The sequence below is a fragment of the Cupriavidus sp. CPT47-8839-RL05A genome, from assembly GCF_058792255.1.
The window spans coordinates 55,012-71,808 of the sequence record NZ_JBYTEG010000027.1 but is presented as its reverse complement, the minus strand read 5'-3'; the positions used below and the strand labels follow the sequence as shown (position 1 = coordinate 71,808).

General features: G+C 70.3%; 15 protein-coding genes. All 15 read right to left on the bottom strand.

The features are described 5' to 3' along the window. Nucleotides 1-42: 42 nt before the first annotated feature. The 15 genes from AC3WVS_RS27305 to AC3WVS_RS27235 all read right to left on the bottom strand — a co-directional run bounded on the left by AC3WVS_RS27305 (nucleotide 43) and on the right by AC3WVS_RS27235 (nucleotide 16,792). Nucleotides 43-1,224, bottom strand: coding sequence for an NADH:flavin oxidoreductase (locus tag AC3WVS_RS27305; RefSeq protein WP_492321147.1), 1,182 nt, complete (start codon nucleotides 1,222-1,224; stop codon nucleotides 43-45). An 86-nt stretch (nucleotides 1,225-1,310) separates the two neighbouring features. Beyond that, the gene (locus tag AC3WVS_RS27300; protein WP_492321112.1) at nucleotides 1,311-3,752 is read right to left on the bottom strand and encodes an efflux RND transporter permease subunit; all 2,442 of its coding nucleotides are present in this window, start codon (nucleotides 3,750-3,752) and stop codon (nucleotides 1,311-1,313) included. Nucleotides 3,753-3,790: 38 nt separating this feature from the next. Beyond that, entirely contained in the window at nucleotides 3,791-4,756 is a 966-nt protein-coding gene (locus AC3WVS_RS27295; RefSeq protein ID WP_492321111.1) for a WD40/YVTN/BNR-like repeat-containing protein, read from the bottom strand. A 70-nt stretch (nucleotides 4,757-4,826) separates the two neighbouring features. Then, nucleotides 4,827-6,029: an acetyl-CoA C-acyltransferase gene (locus tag AC3WVS_RS27290; RefSeq protein ID WP_492321110.1), complete on the bottom strand. Its 1,203-nt coding sequence runs from the start codon at nucleotides 6,027-6,029 to the stop codon at nucleotides 4,827-4,829. Nucleotides 6,030-6,042: 13 nt separating this feature from the next. After that, complete coding sequence (locus AC3WVS_RS27285; protein ID WP_492321109.1) at nucleotides 6,043-6,498, bottom strand: MaoC family dehydratase; 456 nt, start codon at nucleotides 6,496-6,498, stop codon at nucleotides 6,043-6,045. Nucleotides 6,499-6,538: 40 nt separating this feature from the next. Next, nucleotides 6,539-7,342 (bottom strand): SDR family oxidoreductase, encoded by an 804-nt coding sequence (locus AC3WVS_RS27280; RefSeq protein ID WP_010813970.1) that lies wholly within the window; start codon nucleotides 7,340-7,342, stop codon nucleotides 6,539-6,541. Then, nucleotides 7,339-8,541, bottom strand: coding sequence for an acyl-CoA dehydrogenase family protein (locus AC3WVS_RS27275; protein WP_492321108.1), 1,203 nt, complete (start codon nucleotides 8,539-8,541; stop codon nucleotides 7,339-7,341). Before AC3WVS_RS27275 ends, AC3WVS_RS27280 begins: the two co-directional genes overlap by 4 nt. Then, a complete protein-coding gene (locus AC3WVS_RS27270) occupies nucleotides 8,538-9,701 on the bottom strand; it encodes an acyl-CoA dehydrogenase family protein (RefSeq protein WP_492321107.1) in 1,164 nt (387 codons plus the stop codon). Before AC3WVS_RS27270 ends, AC3WVS_RS27275 begins: the two co-directional genes overlap by 4 nt. Before the next feature lie 11 nt (nucleotides 9,702-9,712). Beyond that, nucleotides 9,713-10,588: an SDR family oxidoreductase gene (locus AC3WVS_RS27265; RefSeq protein ID WP_492321106.1), complete on the bottom strand. Its 876-nt coding sequence runs from the start codon at nucleotides 10,586-10,588 to the stop codon at nucleotides 9,713-9,715. Nucleotides 10,589-10,598: 10 nt separating this feature from the next. After that, nucleotides 10,599-11,750, bottom strand: coding sequence for an acetyl-CoA C-acetyltransferase (locus tag AC3WVS_RS27260; RefSeq protein WP_492321105.1), 1,152 nt, complete (start codon nucleotides 11,748-11,750; stop codon nucleotides 10,599-10,601). A 20-nt stretch (nucleotides 11,751-11,770) separates the two neighbouring features. Beyond that, nucleotides 11,771-12,838: an acyl-CoA dehydrogenase family protein gene (locus AC3WVS_RS27255; RefSeq protein ID WP_492321104.1), complete on the bottom strand. Its 1,068-nt coding sequence runs from the start codon at nucleotides 12,836-12,838 to the stop codon at nucleotides 11,771-11,773. A gap of 20 nt (nucleotides 12,839-12,858) precedes the next feature. Continuing rightward, nucleotides 12,859-14,025 carry an acyl-CoA dehydrogenase family protein gene (locus AC3WVS_RS27250; RefSeq protein WP_492321103.1) on the bottom strand — a complete coding sequence of 389 codons (1,167 nt, stop codon included), beginning with the start codon at nucleotides 14,023-14,025 and terminating at the stop codon, nucleotides 12,859-12,861. Beyond that, on the bottom strand, nucleotides 14,015-14,806 hold the full coding sequence (locus AC3WVS_RS27245) for an enoyl-CoA hydratase family protein (protein WP_492321102.1): 792 nt from the start codon (nucleotides 14,804-14,806) through the stop codon (nucleotides 14,015-14,017). The genes AC3WVS_RS27250 and AC3WVS_RS27245 overlap by 11 nt, the downstream gene beginning before the upstream one ends. A 19-nt stretch (nucleotides 14,807-14,825) precedes the next feature. Continuing rightward, a complete protein-coding gene (locus AC3WVS_RS27240; protein ID WP_492321101.1) occupies nucleotides 14,826-15,908 on the bottom strand; it encodes an NAD(P)H-dependent flavin oxidoreductase in 1,083 nt (360 codons plus the stop codon). After that, the gene (locus tag AC3WVS_RS27235) at nucleotides 15,905-16,792 is read right to left on the bottom strand and encodes an enoyl-CoA hydratase (RefSeq protein WP_492321100.1); all 888 of its coding nucleotides are present in this window, start codon (nucleotides 16,790-16,792) and stop codon (nucleotides 15,905-15,907) included. Before AC3WVS_RS27235 ends, AC3WVS_RS27240 begins: the two co-directional genes overlap by 4 nt. Between the last annotated feature and the right edge of the window lie 5 nt (nucleotides 16,793-16,797).

Here is a 16,797-nt window from a genome sequence, read left to right as displayed (position 1 = left end):
CAAGATAAGAGCGTCTGGCCGGCGGCTCATCGTCTCATCGGACTACTGCAGCGCGGCGGCAATCCTGGTCAGCGCCGGATCATTGCCCGGGCCATGCACGCAACTGACGCCCGCCGGATCGTAGATCCGGGCCACGCAGCCATTGCAGCTGTCACAGGCCGAATGCGCCACCGCGCCGCTGCGCCAGTTGGCGACCAGCGCGGGATCATGGATCAGCGCGCGCGCCAGCGCGACACAGTCGAAGCCCTCTTCCATCAGCTGCGCGACATTGCCGATCGACTTGACGCCGCCGATATAGGCCAGCGGCATGCGCACCGCCCGCCGCACCACGCGCGACGCCTCCAGGAAGTACAGCTCGCGAAAGGCCAGCGCGCGCGGCGTGCGCTTTTCCAGCATGGTGATGCCGAAGCGCGCCACCGCGGTCGGCGCGGCGGCCTTCATCTGCGCCGTGGGCATGGGGCTGCCGAACAGCGCCCACGGGCTCTCGACGTTGCGCCCGCCGCTGAGGGTCAGCAGGTCGGCGCCTTCCGCCTCCAGCAGACGCGCGCTCACGGCGGAATCCGCGGGCTCGTTGCCGCCCGGCACGCCGTCGCTGACGCTCAGCTTGCAGCAGACCGCCAGCTCGGCGCCGACCGCGTCCTTCACCTGGCGCAGTACCGCGGCCGGAAAGCGGGTGCGGTTCTCCACGCTGCCGCCGAACGCATCGCGCCGCCGGTTGCTCAGCGGCGACAGGAACTGGTTGAGCAGGTAGCCGTGGCCCATGTGGATTTCCACCGCGTCGAAGCCGGCTTCGCGCGCCAGCCGCGCCGCCGCGGCAAACTGGCCGGCAACGCGCGCCATGTCCGCCTCGCGCATGGCACGCTGGAAATACACGCCGTGCAGCATGCCAAAGGCATTGAGTCCGGATGAAGCGCTGCCTGGCGCACGGCTGCCGCCGTGGCGCATGGTGGTGAACGAGCCCGCATGGGTGATCTGCAGGCAGGCCGCCGCGCCTTCGCGATGCACGGCATCGGTCAGCACGCGCAGGTGCGCAACCTGCTCCGGGCGCATGCTGAGCTGGTGCGAAAAAGTCAGGCCGTCGTCGGCCACCGCCGCATACGCGACCGTGGTCATGCCCACGCCGCCCGCGGCAAGCTCGCGGTGGTGCCTGACCAGCGCCTCGGTCGGCAGGCCCTGCGGCGTCATGCCCTCGTTGGCGCCGGCCTTGATAATGCGATTGCGCAGCGTGAGCGGGCCGATGCGGACCGGCGTGAATGCCGCCGCCGCGTAAGCCTGGTGATCGTGCATGCTGTCTCTCCGGGCCATCGGCCTTACACCGCGTCGGATTTCAGGGCGTGCGCCGGCGGCACCGTCTCGCCGCGCGCGGCGCCACCGGCACCACCGGCGGCCACGCGCGCACGCTCCTCTTCCTCCACGCCCAGCCACGCAGCCAGCGCCGGCAGCAGCGACACCGCGCCGAACAGGTTCACCAGGAACATGAAGGCCAGCAGGATCCCCATGTCGGCCTGGAACTTGAGCGCGGCAAAGGCCCAGGTGCCCACCCCGATGCACATCGTCAGCGCCGTGAACAGCGCCGCCGAACCGCGCTGGCGCATGGCCTCGGCAAAGGCCTGCGGCAGGGCCTGCCCTTCCTCGCGGATCTGGTGCTGGATGCGCTCATACAGGTAGATGCCGTAGTCCACGCCGACGCCCACGCCCAGCGTGATGACCGGCAGCGTCGACACCTTCAGCCCGATGCCAAGCCGCGCCATCAACGCATTGCACAGCACCGACACCAGCGTCAGCGGCACGATGATGCACAGCACCGCGCGCCACGAGCGGAACGTCAGCAGGCACAGCAGCGTGATCGCACCGAAGATCGACAGCAGCATGGTCACTTCGGCTTCCTCCACGGCCTCATTGGTGGCCGCCATCACGCCGATATTGCCCCCGCCCAGGCGGAACGCCACGTTGGGGGTCTTGTCGGCGGCGGTGAAGCGGCGGATCTCGCGGATGATGTGGGCGATGGTGGCGCCCTCATGGTTGGCGGTGTAGATCAGCACCTGGATGGCCTGGCAGTTCGAGGTATTCATGCCGTTGTCCGGGTCAAAGGCCTTGGCGCCCTGGCTCAGGCCCTCGCTGCTGCGCGGCAGCGCCTCCCAGCGCGGGTTGCCCTCGTTGTAGGCGCCGATCACCACCTTGGCCAGCGACGACACGCTCACCACCGACTGCACGCCGGACACGCCGCGCATATGCATCTCGAAGCGTTCCACCGCACTCATCACCGGGTAGTGCAGGCAGCCGTCGTCGAAGCCGGTGGGCTCCACCACCACGGTCAGCGCATCCGAGCCGATGTTGTACTGGCTCACGATGCTGGCGCTGTCGCGGTTGTAGCGCGAATCCGCGCGCAGTTCCGGAGCGCCGCTGCCGACATCGCCAATCTTGAGGCCGCGCGAATCGATGGCACCGGCCGCAAGCAACGCCAGCGCGGCAACGAACACGCCCAGCGCCGGGCCCGGGCGCGCCAGCGCGCCGAACTTCTGCCACAGCCCGCCGGTTCCGTGCGCGCGCCGGGCCTGCGCCGATGCCAGCGCCGACGGCTCCAGCCGCGTGTACGACAGCAGGATCGGCAGGAACACCTTGTTGGTCACGATCATCAGCAGCACGCCCAGGCAGGCGGTGATGCCAAGCTCGCGCACGATGTCGATCTCGATGCGCATGATGACCATGAACCCGAGCGCGTTGGTCAGCAGCGCGACCGTGCCGGGGATGAACAGCTTGCGGAAGGCCGCGCTGGCGCTGTCGAGCGCACCATGTCCCTGCACCACCTCTTGCTTCCAGGCATTGGTCATCTGCACCGCGTGCGAGACCCCGATCGAAAAGATCAGGAACGGCACCAGGATCGACATCGGATCGATGCCGTAGCCCAGCAGCGGCAGCAAGCCCAGCAGCCAGGCCACGGGCAGCAGCGCCACCACCAGCGACAACAGCGTGATGCGCAGCGAGCGCGTGTACAGCCACAGCAGCAGCGCGGTCACGGCGAAGGCCAGCGCGAAGAAGCCCATCACGCCGGCGATGCCCTCTTCCACATCGCCCACCAGCTTGGCAAAGCCGACGATATTGACCTCGACGTCGGTGCCGCTGAATTCCCCGCGGATCTTCTCCAGCTGGCGTGCGACCGAGCCGTAGTCGATGGTCTTGCCGGTGGCCGGATCGGTCTCGCGCAATTCCGCGCGGATCAGCGCGGACTTCAGGTCGTTGCTGACCAGGCGGCCGATCTGGCCAGAGCGCGCCACGTTGCGGCGCACCTTGTCGAGCTCGGCCGGCGCGCCGGAGAAGCGTCCCGGCACCACCACGTCGCCGCGGAAGCCCGCCTCCGTCACCTCGGTGTAGCGCACATTGGGCGTGAACAGCGAGAACACGCGCGAACGGTCCACGCCGGGGATGAAGAACACGTCATCGGTGGCGCGGCGCAGCTTGTCCATGAAGGCCGCGTTGTAGATGTCGCCGTCGCCCTTCCAGCGCAGGCTCAGCAGCACCGTGTTGGCACCGGAGAAGGTGCTCGCGTACTTGGTGAACACCTGCATGTACGGGTGCTGCAGCGGGATCATCTTGTTGAAGCCGGGATCGAGCCGCAGCCGCGTGGCCGAGACGCCCAGCGCCACGGTCACGGCCAGGCACAGCACCAGCAGCAGGCGGCGCCGCTGCATCAGCAGGCTGGCGCAGGCATCGACAAAGCGGCCCAGGCGGCCGGAAGAATGGGGGCGGTTCATGATCGTTCTCGCATTCGGTAAGCCAGGGTCAGGCAGGGTCAGCGGGGATTGGCGGCGAGCGTGACGCCGGCAAGGCCGCCATTGCCGCCCAGCGCCAGCGTGTCCTTGCCGGCAGGGACCAGCGCGGCCAGGGTCTGCGGGCTGCCGGCGGGCAAGGCGGTGAAGTGGCGCCCGCCATCGGCGGAGATCACCAGCGTGCCGCCCTGCCCGGCCAGCACGATGCGGCCATCGGGCAGTTCGACGCCGCCGAAGAGCGAGGTCTTGAGGCCAGTGTCCGCGGCCTGCCAGGTGGCGCCGAAGTCATCGCTGCGCAAGGCGTTGCCGCGCATGCCGAAGGCCAGCCAGGCGCCGTCGCGCAGCGGCTGCACGCCGTACAGCGAACCCTCGTAGGGGGACTTCACCACCTCCCAGCGGCTGCCGCCGTCGGGCGAGCGCAGCACCAGGCCGGCTTCGCCGACCAGCATCAGGCGTCCCTGCCCGTCGCCGGCAATGCCGTTGAGGTGGCGGTCCTGCATGGCCTTGTCGGCGGCCGGCTCCCAGTGCCTGCCCTGGTCGCGCGAGACCAGGAAGCGGCCAAAGCTGCCGACCGCGAACCACGGGCCGCCCGCCTGGGCCCAGGCACCCAGCAGCGGATCGGACGAGCTCGCCTCGAACGCCACCTGCTGCCAGTGGGCACCGCCGTCTTCGGTGCGCAGGATCCAGCCGCTGTGCCCGACCGCCATGCCGTGGCGGCTGTCGGCAAAGGCCACCTGGGTCAGCGCGGCGCCTTGCGGTTGATCCACGGCGGCCGTGCGCCAGTTGCGGCCCTGGTCATCGCTGAACAGGATCTGGCCACGCTCGCCCACTGCCACCAGGCGCTCGCCGGCGCGCGCGATGCCGTTGACCTGCAGGCCGTCCGGGCGCAGCGTCGTGGCCGCGAACGGCGGCAGCGGGCGCGGCGCGAAGGCCCATACCGCGGTGGCCAGCACGGCCAGCGACATGGCGACGCCGATCAGTCGTTTCATGATGTCTCCTCCGGTTGGAGTGATGGCAGGCGGCCTCGTTGCGGGCCGTCCCTGCAGGGGCTGCTTGTGATTACAGAACGTCGAACAGCGCGGCGGCGCCCATGCCGCCGCCGATGCACATGGTCACCACCGCCTGCTGCACGCCGCGGCGCCGGCCTTCAATCAATGCATGCGCGGTCATGCGCGCACCCGACATGCCGAACGGATGGCCGATCGAGATCGCGCCGCCGTTGACGTTCAGGCGCGCATCCGGGATGCCCAGCTTCTGCTGGCAGTACAGCACCTGGCAGGCGAAGGCCTCGTTCAGCTCCCACAGGCCCACGTCGGCCGCCGTCATGCCATGGCGCGCGAGCAGCCTGGGCACGGCGAACACCGGGCCGATCCCCATCTCGTCCGGCGCGCAGCCCGCCACCGCCATGCCGCGGTAGCGGCCCAGCGGGCGCAGGCCGCGCCGGCGGGCCTCGTCGGCGCTCATCAGCAGCACCGCGGCGGCGCCGTCCGACAACTGCGAGGCATTGCCGGCAGTGATGTGCTCGCCGGCGGCCACCGCCTGGCCGCCGCTCCAGACCGGCTTCAGCGCCTCCAGGCTGCTGGCCGTGATATCGGGCCGGTTGCACTCGTCGTGCGCAAGCCGAACGGTCTCGTGGCCGGTCAGCGTGCCGGCCTTGTCGAACAGCGCGCGGCGCGTTTCCAGCGGCACGATCTCGTCATCGAAGGCCCCGCGCCGCTGCGCCTCGGCGGTGCGCTGCTGGCTGCGCCAGGCGTAGGCGTCCTGCTCGGCGCGGCTGATGCCGTAGCGGCGCGCCACCACCTCGGCGGTCTCGATCATTGCCATATAGGCTGCCGGCTGCCGCGCCAGCACCGCTTCGGACTGGGCGCGGTAGCTGTTCTTGTGCTTGGTCTGCGTCAGCGAGATGGATTCCGCGCCGCCGGCGACGATGATGTCGGCCTCGCCGCACTGGATCGCACGGGCGCCCGCCGCGATTGTCATCAGGCCCGAGCCGCACATGCGGTCCATGGTCATGCCGGGCACGCTGTCCGGCAGGCCGGCCGCCACCGCGCACAGGCGGCCCAGGTTGTAGCCCTGGGTGCCCTGCTGCGCGGCCGCGCCGATCAGCACATCTTCCACCTCGGACGGATCCACGCCGGCGCGCTCCACCACCGCGCGCACCACGTGGCCGCCCAGCACCGGGGCCTCGGTGTCGTTGAAGGCACCGCGGAAGGCCTTGCCGATCGGTGTGCGCGCGACGGCGACAATGACTGCTTCTTTCATGCTGGATTCCTGTTCAGAAGTAATAGCGGCTGATGGTCTCGGCCACGCAGGCCGGCTTGTCTCCGCCTTCGATTTCCACGGTCATGCGCACCACCGACTGCACGCCGCCCTGCAAGGTCTCGGCCCGCACCAGTTCCCCCACCCCGCGCACGCGCGCGCCCACGCGCACCGGCGCCGGGAAGCGCACCTTGTCGCAGCCGTAGTTGACGCCCCACTTCATGCCTTCGACCGTGACCAGCTCCGGCAGGAACTGGTTGACCAGCGCCAGCGTCAGGTAGCCGTGCGCGATGCAGGCGCCGTATGGGCCCTGCGCGGCGCGCTGCGGGTCCACGTGCAGCCACTGGTGGTCGCCGGTGGCATTGGCGAACTGGTTGACCTGTTCCTGGGTGATCTGGGTCCAGGCGCTCTCGCCGAGGCGCTGGCCGACGGCGGCGTGGATGTCTTCGGCAGAACGGAAGATTCTTGGCATGTCTGGTTCCTGCGTTGTTCCCGGTCCCAACTGTTTCCCTTCAAGCCCGCTGGCTGCTCACCGGCAGCACCTCGCCCGTCATGTACGAGGCATAGTCGCTGGCCAGGAACACCATCACATTGGCCACCTCCCACACCTCGGCCGCGCGCCCGAACGCTTCGCGCTCGCTGAGCTGGCGCAGCAGGTCGGCCGGCGCCGACTTCTTCAGGAAGTCGTGCAGCGCGATGCTTGGCGCCACCGCATTGATGCGCACGCCAAATTCGGCGGCCTCCATCGCGCTGCAGCGCGTCAGCGCCATCACCCCGGCCTTGGCCGCGGCGTAATGCGACTGTTCCTTCTGCGCACGCCAGCCCAGCACCGAGGCATTGTTGACGATGGCGCCGCGCCGGCGCGCCTGCATGTGCGGCAACATCGCGCGCGTCATGCGGAAGGTGCCGGTGAGGGAAATATCGATCACGCGCGACCACTCGGCATCGTCCATATCAACTAGGCGGCGCGAGCCGCCCAGGCCGGCGTTGTTGATCAGCACGTCGGTGCCGCCCAAGGCTTCTTCGGCGGCGGCCACAAGTGCGCGCACCTGCGCTTCATCCGACACATCGCAAAGCTGGCCATGGATCGCCTGCAGGCCGGTTTCCGCGCGCAGGCGCTCGACCGCGTCTGCCAGCCGCTTCTCATGGACGTCGGAGATCATCAGCGCGCGGCAGCCCTCCTCGGCGCAGCGGCGCGCGGCGGCAAAACCGATGCCGGCGCCCGCCGCGGCGGTGATGAGCACACTCTTGCCGGCGAGCAACTGATGGCCAGGCACATAGGCCGGGGCGCTGGGGATTTCGGTGTTCAGGGTCATGACTGTCCTCGTGCTTCGCGCGGCATGCCGAGGCCGCGTTCGGCGATGATGTTGAGCTGGATTTCGTTGGTGCCGGCGTAGATGGTGTCGGCGCGCGAGAACAGCGCCATCTGCTGCAGCCGCGTGCGGCGCGTGTCGCCGGCGTCCAGCACATTGGCCAGCGGGCCCAGCACGTCCAGCGCCAGCTGGCCCAGGTCGCGGTGCCAGTTGGACCAGTAGTACTTGTAGATCAGCGCCTCGCGCTGCAGCGCGGTGCCGCCGTCCTGGCCCGCCTGCGCCGCGCCCGCAAGCATGCGCAGCGCATTGGCCCGCATCACGCGCAGGCCGGCCCAGGCGCGCGCGATGCGCTGGCGCACCAGCGCGTCGCGGCTGCTGCCGTTGTCGCGCGCGGCCTGCGCCACCCACTCCAGTTCATGCGTGAACTGCATCTGCTGGCCCAGCGTGGAGATGCCGCGCTCGAAGCCCAGCAGCGCCATGGCGATGCGCCAGCCATCGCCGGGCGCGCCCAGCACATCGGCGGCGGCGGCACGCGCGCCGTCGAAGAACACCTCGTTGAATTCGGCGCCGCCGCCCATCTGGCGGATCGGCCGGATCTCGATGCCGGGCTGGTCCAGCGGCAGCATCAGGAAAACCAGGCCCTTGCTGCCGCGCGAGCCGGGCTCGCAGCGCGCCAGCACGAAGATCCAGTCCGAATCGTGCGCGAGCGAGGTCCACACCTTCTGGCCGCTCACCAGCCAGTCGCCGGTGGCCGCATCGCGCTCCGCCCGCGTGCGTACATTGGCCAGGTCCGAGCCCGCGCCAGGCTCCGAATACCCCTGGCACCAGAACGTGGTGCCGTTCAGGATGCCGGGCAGCAGGCGCGCCTTCTGGTCGTCGGTGCCGAAGGCGACCAGGGTCGGGCCGATCAGCCCCTCGCCGATATGGCCCATGCGGCCCGGTCCCCCTGCCCGCGCGTATTCCTCATGGAAGATCACCTGCTGCATGACCGGCAGCTCGCGCCCGCCATGCGCGCGCGGCCAGCCCAGGCCGGTCCAGCCGCCTTCGGCCAGCCGGCGCTCCCACGCCTTGCGCAGTTCGGGATAGGCCTCTTCGTCGCCGGGGCCGCCGCGGTGCTTCAGGCAGGCGAACTCGCCGGCCAGGTTGGCGGCCATCCATTGCGCGACTTCGGCGCGGAATGCCGCCTCTTGATTCGCTATCATGCTGTCCTCCAGGCGTGCGGGCCATTTGCTGCGAGATACGCCAGCGCCGCGCCGGCACCGCCCAGCCAGTGGCTGGCGGCCTGCGCGCGCTTGAAATAGAGCTGGGGGTCGTATTCCCAGGTGAAGCCGACACCGCCATGCAACTGGATGGCCTCCTGCGCGCAGAAGCGCAGGGCATCGTCGGCGGCCACGGACGCGGCGGCGATGTCGAGGCGGATGCCGGTGCCATCGGCCACCTCGCCCGTTTCCCACGCCTGCGCCGCGCCATACACCGCCGAGCGCGCCGCCTCGACCAGCACCATCATCTGCGCGCAGCGGTGCTTGACCGCCTGGAACGAGGCGATGGCGCGCCCGAACTGGATCCGTTCCGATGCATAGGCCACGGTCAGGTCCAGGCATTGCTGGGCCGCGCCAAGCTGCTCCGCCGCCAGCATCAGCTTGCCGTGCCACCAGGCCTGGGCCAGGCCGAAGGCCGCCGCGTCCGCGCGCGCCAGGCAGGCGCTGGCGGGCACGGGCAGCCCGTCCAGCCGCAGCGCGGCCTGCGGCCGCGTGCGGTCCAGCGTATCGAGCGGCGCCAGCATGCATCGCGCATCCTGTGCCAGTGCTGCCGGTTCCAGCAGGAACAGCGCAGGCACGCCGTCTCCGAGACGGGCCGGCACCAGCAGCCAGTCGGCGCCGGCGGCATCGGCCACCTGGGCGGCGCTGCCACGCAGCACGAAGCCATCCGCGCTTGCCTGCGCGCCAATGGCGACGCCGTCGTACTGCCAGCCGCCATCGTCCGGCAGCACCGCGGCGGCACGCAGCTCGCCACAGGCCAGCCGCTCCAGCCACTGCGCGCTGCCACGCGGACCCAGGCTGGCCTGCAGCCAGGGCGCGGCCACGCACACGGCGGACCAGAACGGCACGCAGGCCAGGCGCTGGCCCAGTTGTTCCTGCAGCAGCACCAGCCCGGGCGCACCCAGGCCGGCGCCGCCCACGGCTTCGGGCAGCGCGATGCCGCACCAGCCGAGTTCGCCCGCGACCGCGTGCCACAGGGCCTCGTCGTGCGCCGGGCCTGCCTCGGTCACGCGCCGCACCGCCGCCGAATCGCTGTACGCGGCGAGGTAGTCGCGCGCGCTGTCGCGGACCATCTGCTGTTCGACGCTAAGGGAGAAGTCCATGGCCGTCGCGCTCAGCTGCCGTAGACCGGGTGGGGCGGCTGCGCCTGCGCCAGCAGTTCCGCCACGGCTGCGCCCAGTTCGGCCGGCTGCCAGCGCGATCCCTTGTCGGTCCTGGGTCCGGTGCGCCAGCCGTCGGCCACCGAGACCATGCCGCCGGCCGCCTCGAACATGCGCCCGTTGACCTGCGCGGACGCGGCGCTGCCCAGCCACACCACCAGCGGCGCGACATTGGCGGGGTCGTAGTAGTCGAAGCCGTCTTCCGGCGCCTGCATCATTTCGGCAAACACCTCCTCGGTCATGCCGGTGCGCGCCGCCGGTGCCAGCGCATTGGCGGTGATGCCATAGCGGCCAAGCTCGGCGGCCTGCACCAGCGTGAGCGCGGCAATGCCGGCCTTGGCGGCGGCGTAGTTGGACTGCCCGACCGAACCCTGCAGGCCCGCGCCGGAGCTGGTGTTGATAATGCGCGCGTCGACGGCGCGGCCGGCCTTGGCGGCATCGCGCCAGCGTTTGGCGAGCAGGTTGGCCAGGCAGAAGTGGCCGCGCAGGTGCACGCGCATGACGTCGTCCCAGTCGGCCTCGGTCAGGCTGACGAACATGCGGTCGCGGCAGATGCCGGCGTTGTTGACCAGCACATGGACCTCGCCGAAGGCCTCGACCGCGGCATCGACGATGCGCTTCGCGGTGGCCAGCTGGGTGATGTCGTCAGCGCTGGCCAGTGCGCTGCCGCCGGCCGCGCGGATCTCCGTGCAGACGGCCTCGGCCGCCTCGCGCCGGATGTCGTTGACGACCACATTGGCGCCCTCGGCGGCGAAGGCCAGCGCATAGGCACGGCCCAGCCCGCCGCCGGCGCCGGTGATGATGACGGTGCGTGCGTCACAGATTCCCATGGCGGTCTCCTTACAAGCGTTCGATGATGGTGACGTTGGCCAGGCCACCGCCTTCGCACATGGTCTGCAGGCCGTAGCGGCCGCCGGTGCGTTCCAGCTCATGCAGCAGCGTGGTCATCAGGCGCGCCCCGGTGGCGCCCAGCGGGTGGCCCAGTGCGATGGCGCCGCCATTGGGGTTGGTGCGCTCGGCCGCGTAGCCGGTCTCGGCCAGCCATGCCATCGCCACCGAGGCGAACGCTTCATTGATCTCGACCACGTCGATATCGGCCAAGCGCAGGCCGCAGCGCTCCAGTGCGCGTTTGGTCGCCGGGATCGGTGCGGTCAGCATCCACAGCGGGTCGTCGCCCAGCACGCTCATATGCGCGATGCGCGCACGCGGCTTGAGCTGGTAGCGCTTGAGCGCGTCTTCCGAGACGATCAGCAGCGCGGCGGCGGCATCCGCGGTCTGGCTGGACACGGCCGCGGTCAGCGAACTGCCGGGCATCAGCGGTTCCAGCGCAGCCATCTTCGCCAGCGTGGTATCGGGGCGCGGGGTCTCGTCATGCTTCACGCCCTCGCACGGCACGATCTCGCGCGCAAAGCGGCCGCCTTCGATGGCCGCGGCGGCGCGCTGGTGGCTTGCCAGCGCGTAGGCTTCCATGGCCTCGCGCGACAGCTTCCAGTGATCGGCAATGCGCTGCGCGGCATGGAACTGCGACACCGGCACATCGCCAAAGCGCACCTGCCAGCCCTTGCTGCCCGAGAACGGGTCGGCAAAGCCCAGTGCCTGCCCGGCCAGCATGGCCGACGAGATCGGGATCTGGGTCATGGTCTGCACGCCGCCGGCGATCACCACGTCCTGCGTGCCGCTCATCACTGCCTGCGCGGCAAAGTGCACCGCCTGCTGCGACGAGCCGCACTGGCGGTCCACGGTCACGCCCGGCACCGTCAGCGGCAGGCCGGCCGCCAGCCACGCGCTGCGGGCGATATTGCCGGCCAGCGGGCCGATGGTGTCGACGCAGCCGAACACCACGTCGTCATAGTCCTCGGCGGGAATGCCGTTGCGGCGCACCAGCTCGGCCAGCACGAAGCCGCCGAGGTCGGCGCCGTGCATGTGCGACAGTCCGCCCTTGCGGCGCCCGGTGGGCGTGCGCAGGGCATCAACGATATAGGCGTCTTTCATGGTCTTGGTTCTCTTTGGATTCAGGCGAAGGTGGCGCCGGCGCCGATCTCATGCGCGCCGTCAAGGATGTGCGCGCCCATGCGCGCCTTGTGGAAGGCACGGTCGCCCCAGCTTCCCGCCAGGGCCCAGGCCCGCTTGGTGAAGATCTGCAGGTCCAGCTCCCAGGTGTAGCCCATTGCGCCATGCACCTGGATCGCCTGGCGCGCCGCGCTCCACGCGCAGCGCGCGGCGGCCACGCGGGCGTGCGAGACATGCAGGCCCGCATCGGGCAGGCCGTGCGCCAGCGCGGCGGCGGCGCGCAGCAGCACCGGCCGGGCGAACTCGAGCTGGATCGCCACGTCGGCCAGCAGGTGCTTGACCGCCTGGTAGGCGCCGATGGCCTTGCCGAACTGCTTGCGCTGCGCGCTGTAATCGATCGCCAGGTCCAGCATGCGCTGGGTCAGGCCCAGCTGCTGCGCGGCCACGCCAAGCGCGCCGCGGTTCAGCGCGCTGTTCCACAGGCCGCTGCCGGACGGGATCAGTTCGGACTCCGCGGCCGGCGTCCACGCCAGCTCAAACAAGCGGCGCGAAGGATCGAGCCCGGTGCGCGCCGTCAGCACGGCCTGGTCGGGCCGCAGCAGGTGCACGGCGCCTTCGTGCGCACACAGGATGGCGTCGGCGACATGGGCGTCGGCGACCAGCCGCTCTTGCGGATGCGCCACCGCCACGCGGGCATCGCCGGCGGCGATGCGCTCCAGCAGCGTGGCGCAGCGTTCGTGCGCCGAGGCGTTCGGCGCCGCCGCGAGCGCATCGCGCAGCAGCCCGGCCGCGACCAGCGCGGTGTCCAGCAAAGGCTCGGGCAGCGCAAAGTAGCCGCAGGCCTGCGCCAGCGGCGCCCATTCGACCTCGCCCAGCCCCAGTCCGCCCTGCTCCTGCGGCACCATCACCGCGGTCAGGCCCTGGTTGGCAAGCTGGCGCCACAGCGCGTCGGAGCGGCCGGACTCGGTGGCCCACAGCTCGCGCGTCAGTTCGGGCGTCATCTCGGTCATCAGGAAGCGCCGGATCGCCTCGGCAAACTGCTCCTGCTCTTCGGTCAATGCGAAATCCATGGTGTTTTCCCCGGGTGCCGTCATGCGCGCGGCATGCCGAGCAGGCGCTCGGCGACGATATTGCGCTGGATCTCGTTGGTGCCGGCATAGATCGGCCCGGCCTGCGAGAACAGGAAGCCGTCCAGCCAGTGGCCGAGCGAACCCGGCGGCTGGCCGTCGGGCGCGACCTCTGCCGACTGCCCCAGGATGGCCAGCGCGGTATCGTGCATATGGATGTCCAGCTCGGACCAGAACACCTTGTTCGTGCTCGACTCCGCGCCGATATGGCCGCCGCGCACCAGGCGGCTCGCGGTGGCGTAGGTGGACAGCGTGTAGGCCTCGGCGTCCATCCAGGCGCGCAGCACCGCCTCGCGCAGCGACGGGTCGCGGTCCGCCGCCTCGCGGTTGGCCTGGTACAGCCTGACCAGCGCGCGCGCGGTTTCCTGGAAGCGCGCCGGCGAGCGCAGCATCAGGCCGCGTTCGAAGCCGGCGGTGGCCATGGCCACCTGCCAGCCGGCGCCTTCTGCGGCCAGGCGGTTTTCCACCGGCACGCGCACTTCGTCGAAGAAGATCTCGGCAAAGCCGGTCTGGCCGTTGAGCTGGCGGATCGGGCGCACGGTGATGCCGGGCGTGTCCAGCGGCATCAGGATGAAGGTCAGGCCATGGTGTCGGGTCGAGGCCGGGTCAGTGCGGAACAGGCCGAACAGCCAGTCCGCCCACACCGCCCGCGTCGACCAGATCTTCTGGCCGTTGATCACATAGTCATCGCCCTGCCGGATCGCGCTGCAGCGGATCGCGGCCATGTCCGAGCCTGCGTTCGGCTCGGACCAGCCCTGCGCCCAGACATGCTCGCCCGAGGCCATGCGCGGCAGGAAGCGCGCCTTCTGCGCCTCGGTGCCGAATTCCATCAGCGTGGGCCCGAGCAGGAAGATGCCGTTCTGGTTGACGCGCATCGGCGCGCCGGCACGCCAGTACTCTTCCTCGAAGATCAGCCACTCGATCAGGTCGCAGCCGCGCCCGCCCAGCTCGGCCGGCCACGTGACCATGCTCCAGTGGCCCTGGTTGAGCGTGGCCTCCCACGCGCGGTGCTGGGCGAAGCCCGCTTCGGTATCGAAGCTCGCCAGCGGCGTGCGCGGCACGTGCGCGGCCATCCAGTCGCGCACCTCGGCGCGGAAGGCACGCTGGGCGTCGGTGTATTCAAGCTGCATCGCGCTCTCCCTGCGCAAAGCGGGCTTCGCGGCCTTCGACAAAGGCGGCGCGCGCCTCGCCGGAATCGGCGCTCATGTAGGCCTGCAGCGTGAAGCCCTGTTCCCAGCGGTATTTGTCCTCCAGGTTGCCGTCTTCCACGCCGTTGAGCGCTTCCTTGGCCAGCTGCAGCATGGCCGGGCTCTTGGCGGCGATCTGGCGGGCCAGCGTCATGGCGGCCTCGCGCAACTCTGCGCGCGGCACCACGCGCTCGACCGCGCCCAGCCGGTACGCCTCGGCGGCATCGATCATCTCGCCGGTGAAGTACATCGCCCTGACCTTCTGCACGCCGAACATGCGCTGCAGGTGGGCGCCGCCGCCCATGGCGCCGCGGTCGATCTCCGGCACGCCAAAGCGCGCACAATCTGCGGCCACGATGATGTCGGCCGCGCCGCAGATGCCGATGCCGCCGCCCAGCACGAAGCCGTGCACGGCCACGATGACCGGCTTGGGATTGCGGTGCACGGCGCGGAAGGTGGCGTAGTTGCCGGCGTTGACATCGACGATGCGCTGCGGGTGCGCGGCCAGCTCCTTGATGTCGACGCCGGCGCAGAAGCCGCGGCCTTCGCCGCGCAGCACGATCACGCGCACGGCGGAATCGGTGCCCAGCTGGTCGATCGCGGCGGCCAGCGCATGCCAGCCGGCGCAGTCGAGCGCATTGACTGGCGCATGGTCGATCACCAGTTCGGCGATGCCGTCGGCAGTGTCGATGCGGAACGGCCCGGTCTTTTTGTTCGTTTGCATGGTTTCCTCTGTCTGTGGGTCAGGCCGCTGCAGCCAGTCCGGCGCCAGCCAGCGCCGCAAGGCGCGCCTGTGCCTGCGCGGCCATGCCGGCCACGATCTGCTCGCAGGATTCGATGGCCCGGATCGCCGCTGCCGCCTGGCCGCTGGGCAGCACGCCTTCATCGGGGCATCCCTCCACCATCGCGCGCTGGATCAGCACCGGCGCGTTGGCGGCCATCAGGGTCTGGGCGGCGCTGTAGTCCTGCTCGCGCATCGCGCGCCAGGCGGTGGCCAGCATCTGCGCGCTGCGCATGCCGGTACGTGCCTGCCATTTGCGCGCGGCCGCCAGCGCCAGCCAGGTGCGCCGCAGCGGACCGGCCTTCTCCAGCGCCAGCAGCAGGTCGTTGTCGATCATTCGCTGCGGCAGGCCGTCGATGGCCAGCGATACGCGGATGCTGGCCGGGTCGCGCACCTTGACGTAGCGCTCAAGCGTTGGCGCCGGCACCGGCGATTCGGCCGACATCAGGAAGCGCGTGCCCATGGCCACGCCGGCCGCGCCGTAGGCCAGCGCCGCGGCCAGTCCGCGGCCGTCGAAGAAGCCGCCGGCGGCCACCACCGGCACGCTCACGCTGTCCAGCACCTGCGGCAGCAGCAGCGTGGTCGGTGTGCCGCCGGTATGGCCGCCGCCCTCGCCGCCCTGCACGGTGACCACGTCCGCGCCCAGTTCCACGGCCTTGGCCGCATGCTTGGCCGCGCCCACGGTCGGCATGCAGACCACGCCAGCCGCCTTGAGCTTGCCGATCATCTTCGCGTCCGGGCCGCGCCCGTAGCTGACCGCGCGCAGCCGGTGGCGGATCGCCATCTCGATCACTTCTTCCGCGTTGGGCTGGAACATGTGGAAGTTGATGCCGAAGGGCCGGTCGCTGAGCGCCTTCACGCGCAGGATCTCGCGCTCGACCTCGCCGGGCGCAATGGTGGCGCCGGCCAGGAAGCCGAAGGCCCCGGCATTGCCGCTGGCCGCGACCAGCTTCGCATCCGCCACCCAGCCCATCGCCGTCTGCACGATGGGGTAGCGGCAGCCCAGCAGGTCGCACAGCACGGTGTGCAGGCTCGCGGTGCTCATGCCTTGTCCTCGCCGGTGCGTTGCGAAGCGGCCATGGCGCGCGCGTCATAGCCGCCGAGCTTGTCGCCGCTGACCAGTTCGTTGTGCGCATGGGCGAAGTGGTGCCAGGCAAAGACGGCATCCATCGCGGTGCGCTTGCCCTGCAGGTCTTCCACATGGTTGACCGCCTGCTTGGTCAGCGTCAGGCCCAGCCGCGGCATCTGCGCGACCTTGGCGGCCATGCCGTAGGCGGTGTCTTCCAGCGCGTCGCGCGGCACCACGCGGTTGACCATGCCCATGCGCTCGGCGCGTTCGGCACCCATGCGCTCGCCCAGGAACAGGAACTCCTTGGCGATGCGCGGATGGAGCTCGTAGGGATGGGCGAAGTACTCGACGCCGGGAATGCCCATGCGCACCACCGGATCAGCAAAGAAGGCATCGTCCGACGCCACGATCAGGTCGCAAACCCACGCCAGCATCAGCCCGCCGGCGATGCAGGCGCCATGCACCATGGCGATGGTCGGCTTGGGCAGCTCGCGCCAGCGCCGGCACATGCCCAGGTAGACCTCCTGCTCGCGGGCATAGAGGAACTCGCCGCCCGGCTTGTTGACATGGTCATACCAGAGCGAGGCGCGCTCGAAAGTTTCATTGATGTCGCGCCCGGGCGTGCCGATGTCGTGCCCGGCCGAAAAATGCTTGCCGGCGCCGCGCAGCACGATCACCTTGACCGCGTCGTCCGCGGCGGCGCGCCGGTAGGCCTCGTCCAGCGCGTAGGTCATCTTTGAGTTCTGCGCGTTGTGAAACTGCGGCCGGTTCATGGTCACGGTGGCAATGCCGTCCGCGACCTGGTAGAGCACCTCGGCATTGGGGCCAAGGCTGATGGCTTCGGTAGCTGGCGTTGTCATGTCGG

Bases quoted from the DNA above. Each gene is read 5' to 3' on its own strand.
- AC3WVS_RS27235 (WP_492321100.1), bottom strand. From the start codon at position 16,792: ATGACAACGCCAGCTACCGAAGCCATCAGCCTTGGCCCCAATGCCGAG.
- AC3WVS_RS27245 (WP_492321102.1), bottom strand. From the start codon at position 14,806: ATGCAAACGAACAAAAAGACCGGGCCGTTCCGCATCGACACTGCCGAC.
- AC3WVS_RS27285 (WP_492321109.1), bottom strand. From the start codon at position 6,498: ATGCCAAGAATCTTCCGTTCTGCCGAAGACATCCACGCCGCCGTCGGC.
- AC3WVS_RS27255 (WP_492321104.1), bottom strand. From the start codon at position 12,838: ATGGATTTCGCATTGACCGAAGAGCAGGAGCAGTTTGCCGAGGCGATC.
- AC3WVS_RS27265 (WP_492321106.1), bottom strand. From the start codon at position 10,588: ATGGGAATCTGTGACGCACGCACCGTCATCATCACCGGCGCCGGCGGC.
- AC3WVS_RS27275 (WP_492321108.1), bottom strand. From the start codon at position 8,541: ATGATAGCGAATCAAGAGGCGGCATTCCGCGCCGAAGTCGCGCAATGG.
- AC3WVS_RS27250 (WP_492321103.1), bottom strand. From the start codon at position 14,025: ATGCAGCTTGAATACACCGACGCCCAGCGTGCCTTCCGCGCCGAGGTG.
- AC3WVS_RS27240 (WP_492321101.1), bottom strand. From the start codon at position 15,908: ATGAGCACCGCGAGCCTGCACACCGTGCTGTGCGACCTGCTGGGCTGC.
- AC3WVS_RS27290 (WP_492321110.1), bottom strand. From the start codon at position 6,029: ATGAAAGAAGCAGTCATTGTCGCCGTCGCGCGCACACCGATCGGCAAG.
- AC3WVS_RS27270 (WP_492321107.1), bottom strand. From the start codon at position 9,701: ATGGACTTCTCCCTTAGCGTCGAACAGCAGATGGTCCGCGACAGCGCG.
- AC3WVS_RS27280 (WP_010813970.1), bottom strand. From the start codon at position 7,342: ATGACCCTGAACACCGAAATCCCCAGCGCCCCGGCCTATGTGCCTGGC.
- AC3WVS_RS27295 (WP_492321111.1), bottom strand. From the start codon at position 4,756: ATGAAACGACTGATCGGCGTCGCCATGTCGCTGGCCGTGCTGGCCACC.
- AC3WVS_RS27300 (WP_492321112.1), bottom strand. From the start codon at position 3,752: ATGAACCGCCCCCATTCTTCCGGCCGCCTGGGCCGCTTTGTCGATGCC.
- AC3WVS_RS27260 (WP_492321105.1), bottom strand. From the start codon at position 11,750: ATGAAAGACGCCTATATCGTTGATGCCCTGCGCACGCCCACCGGGCGC.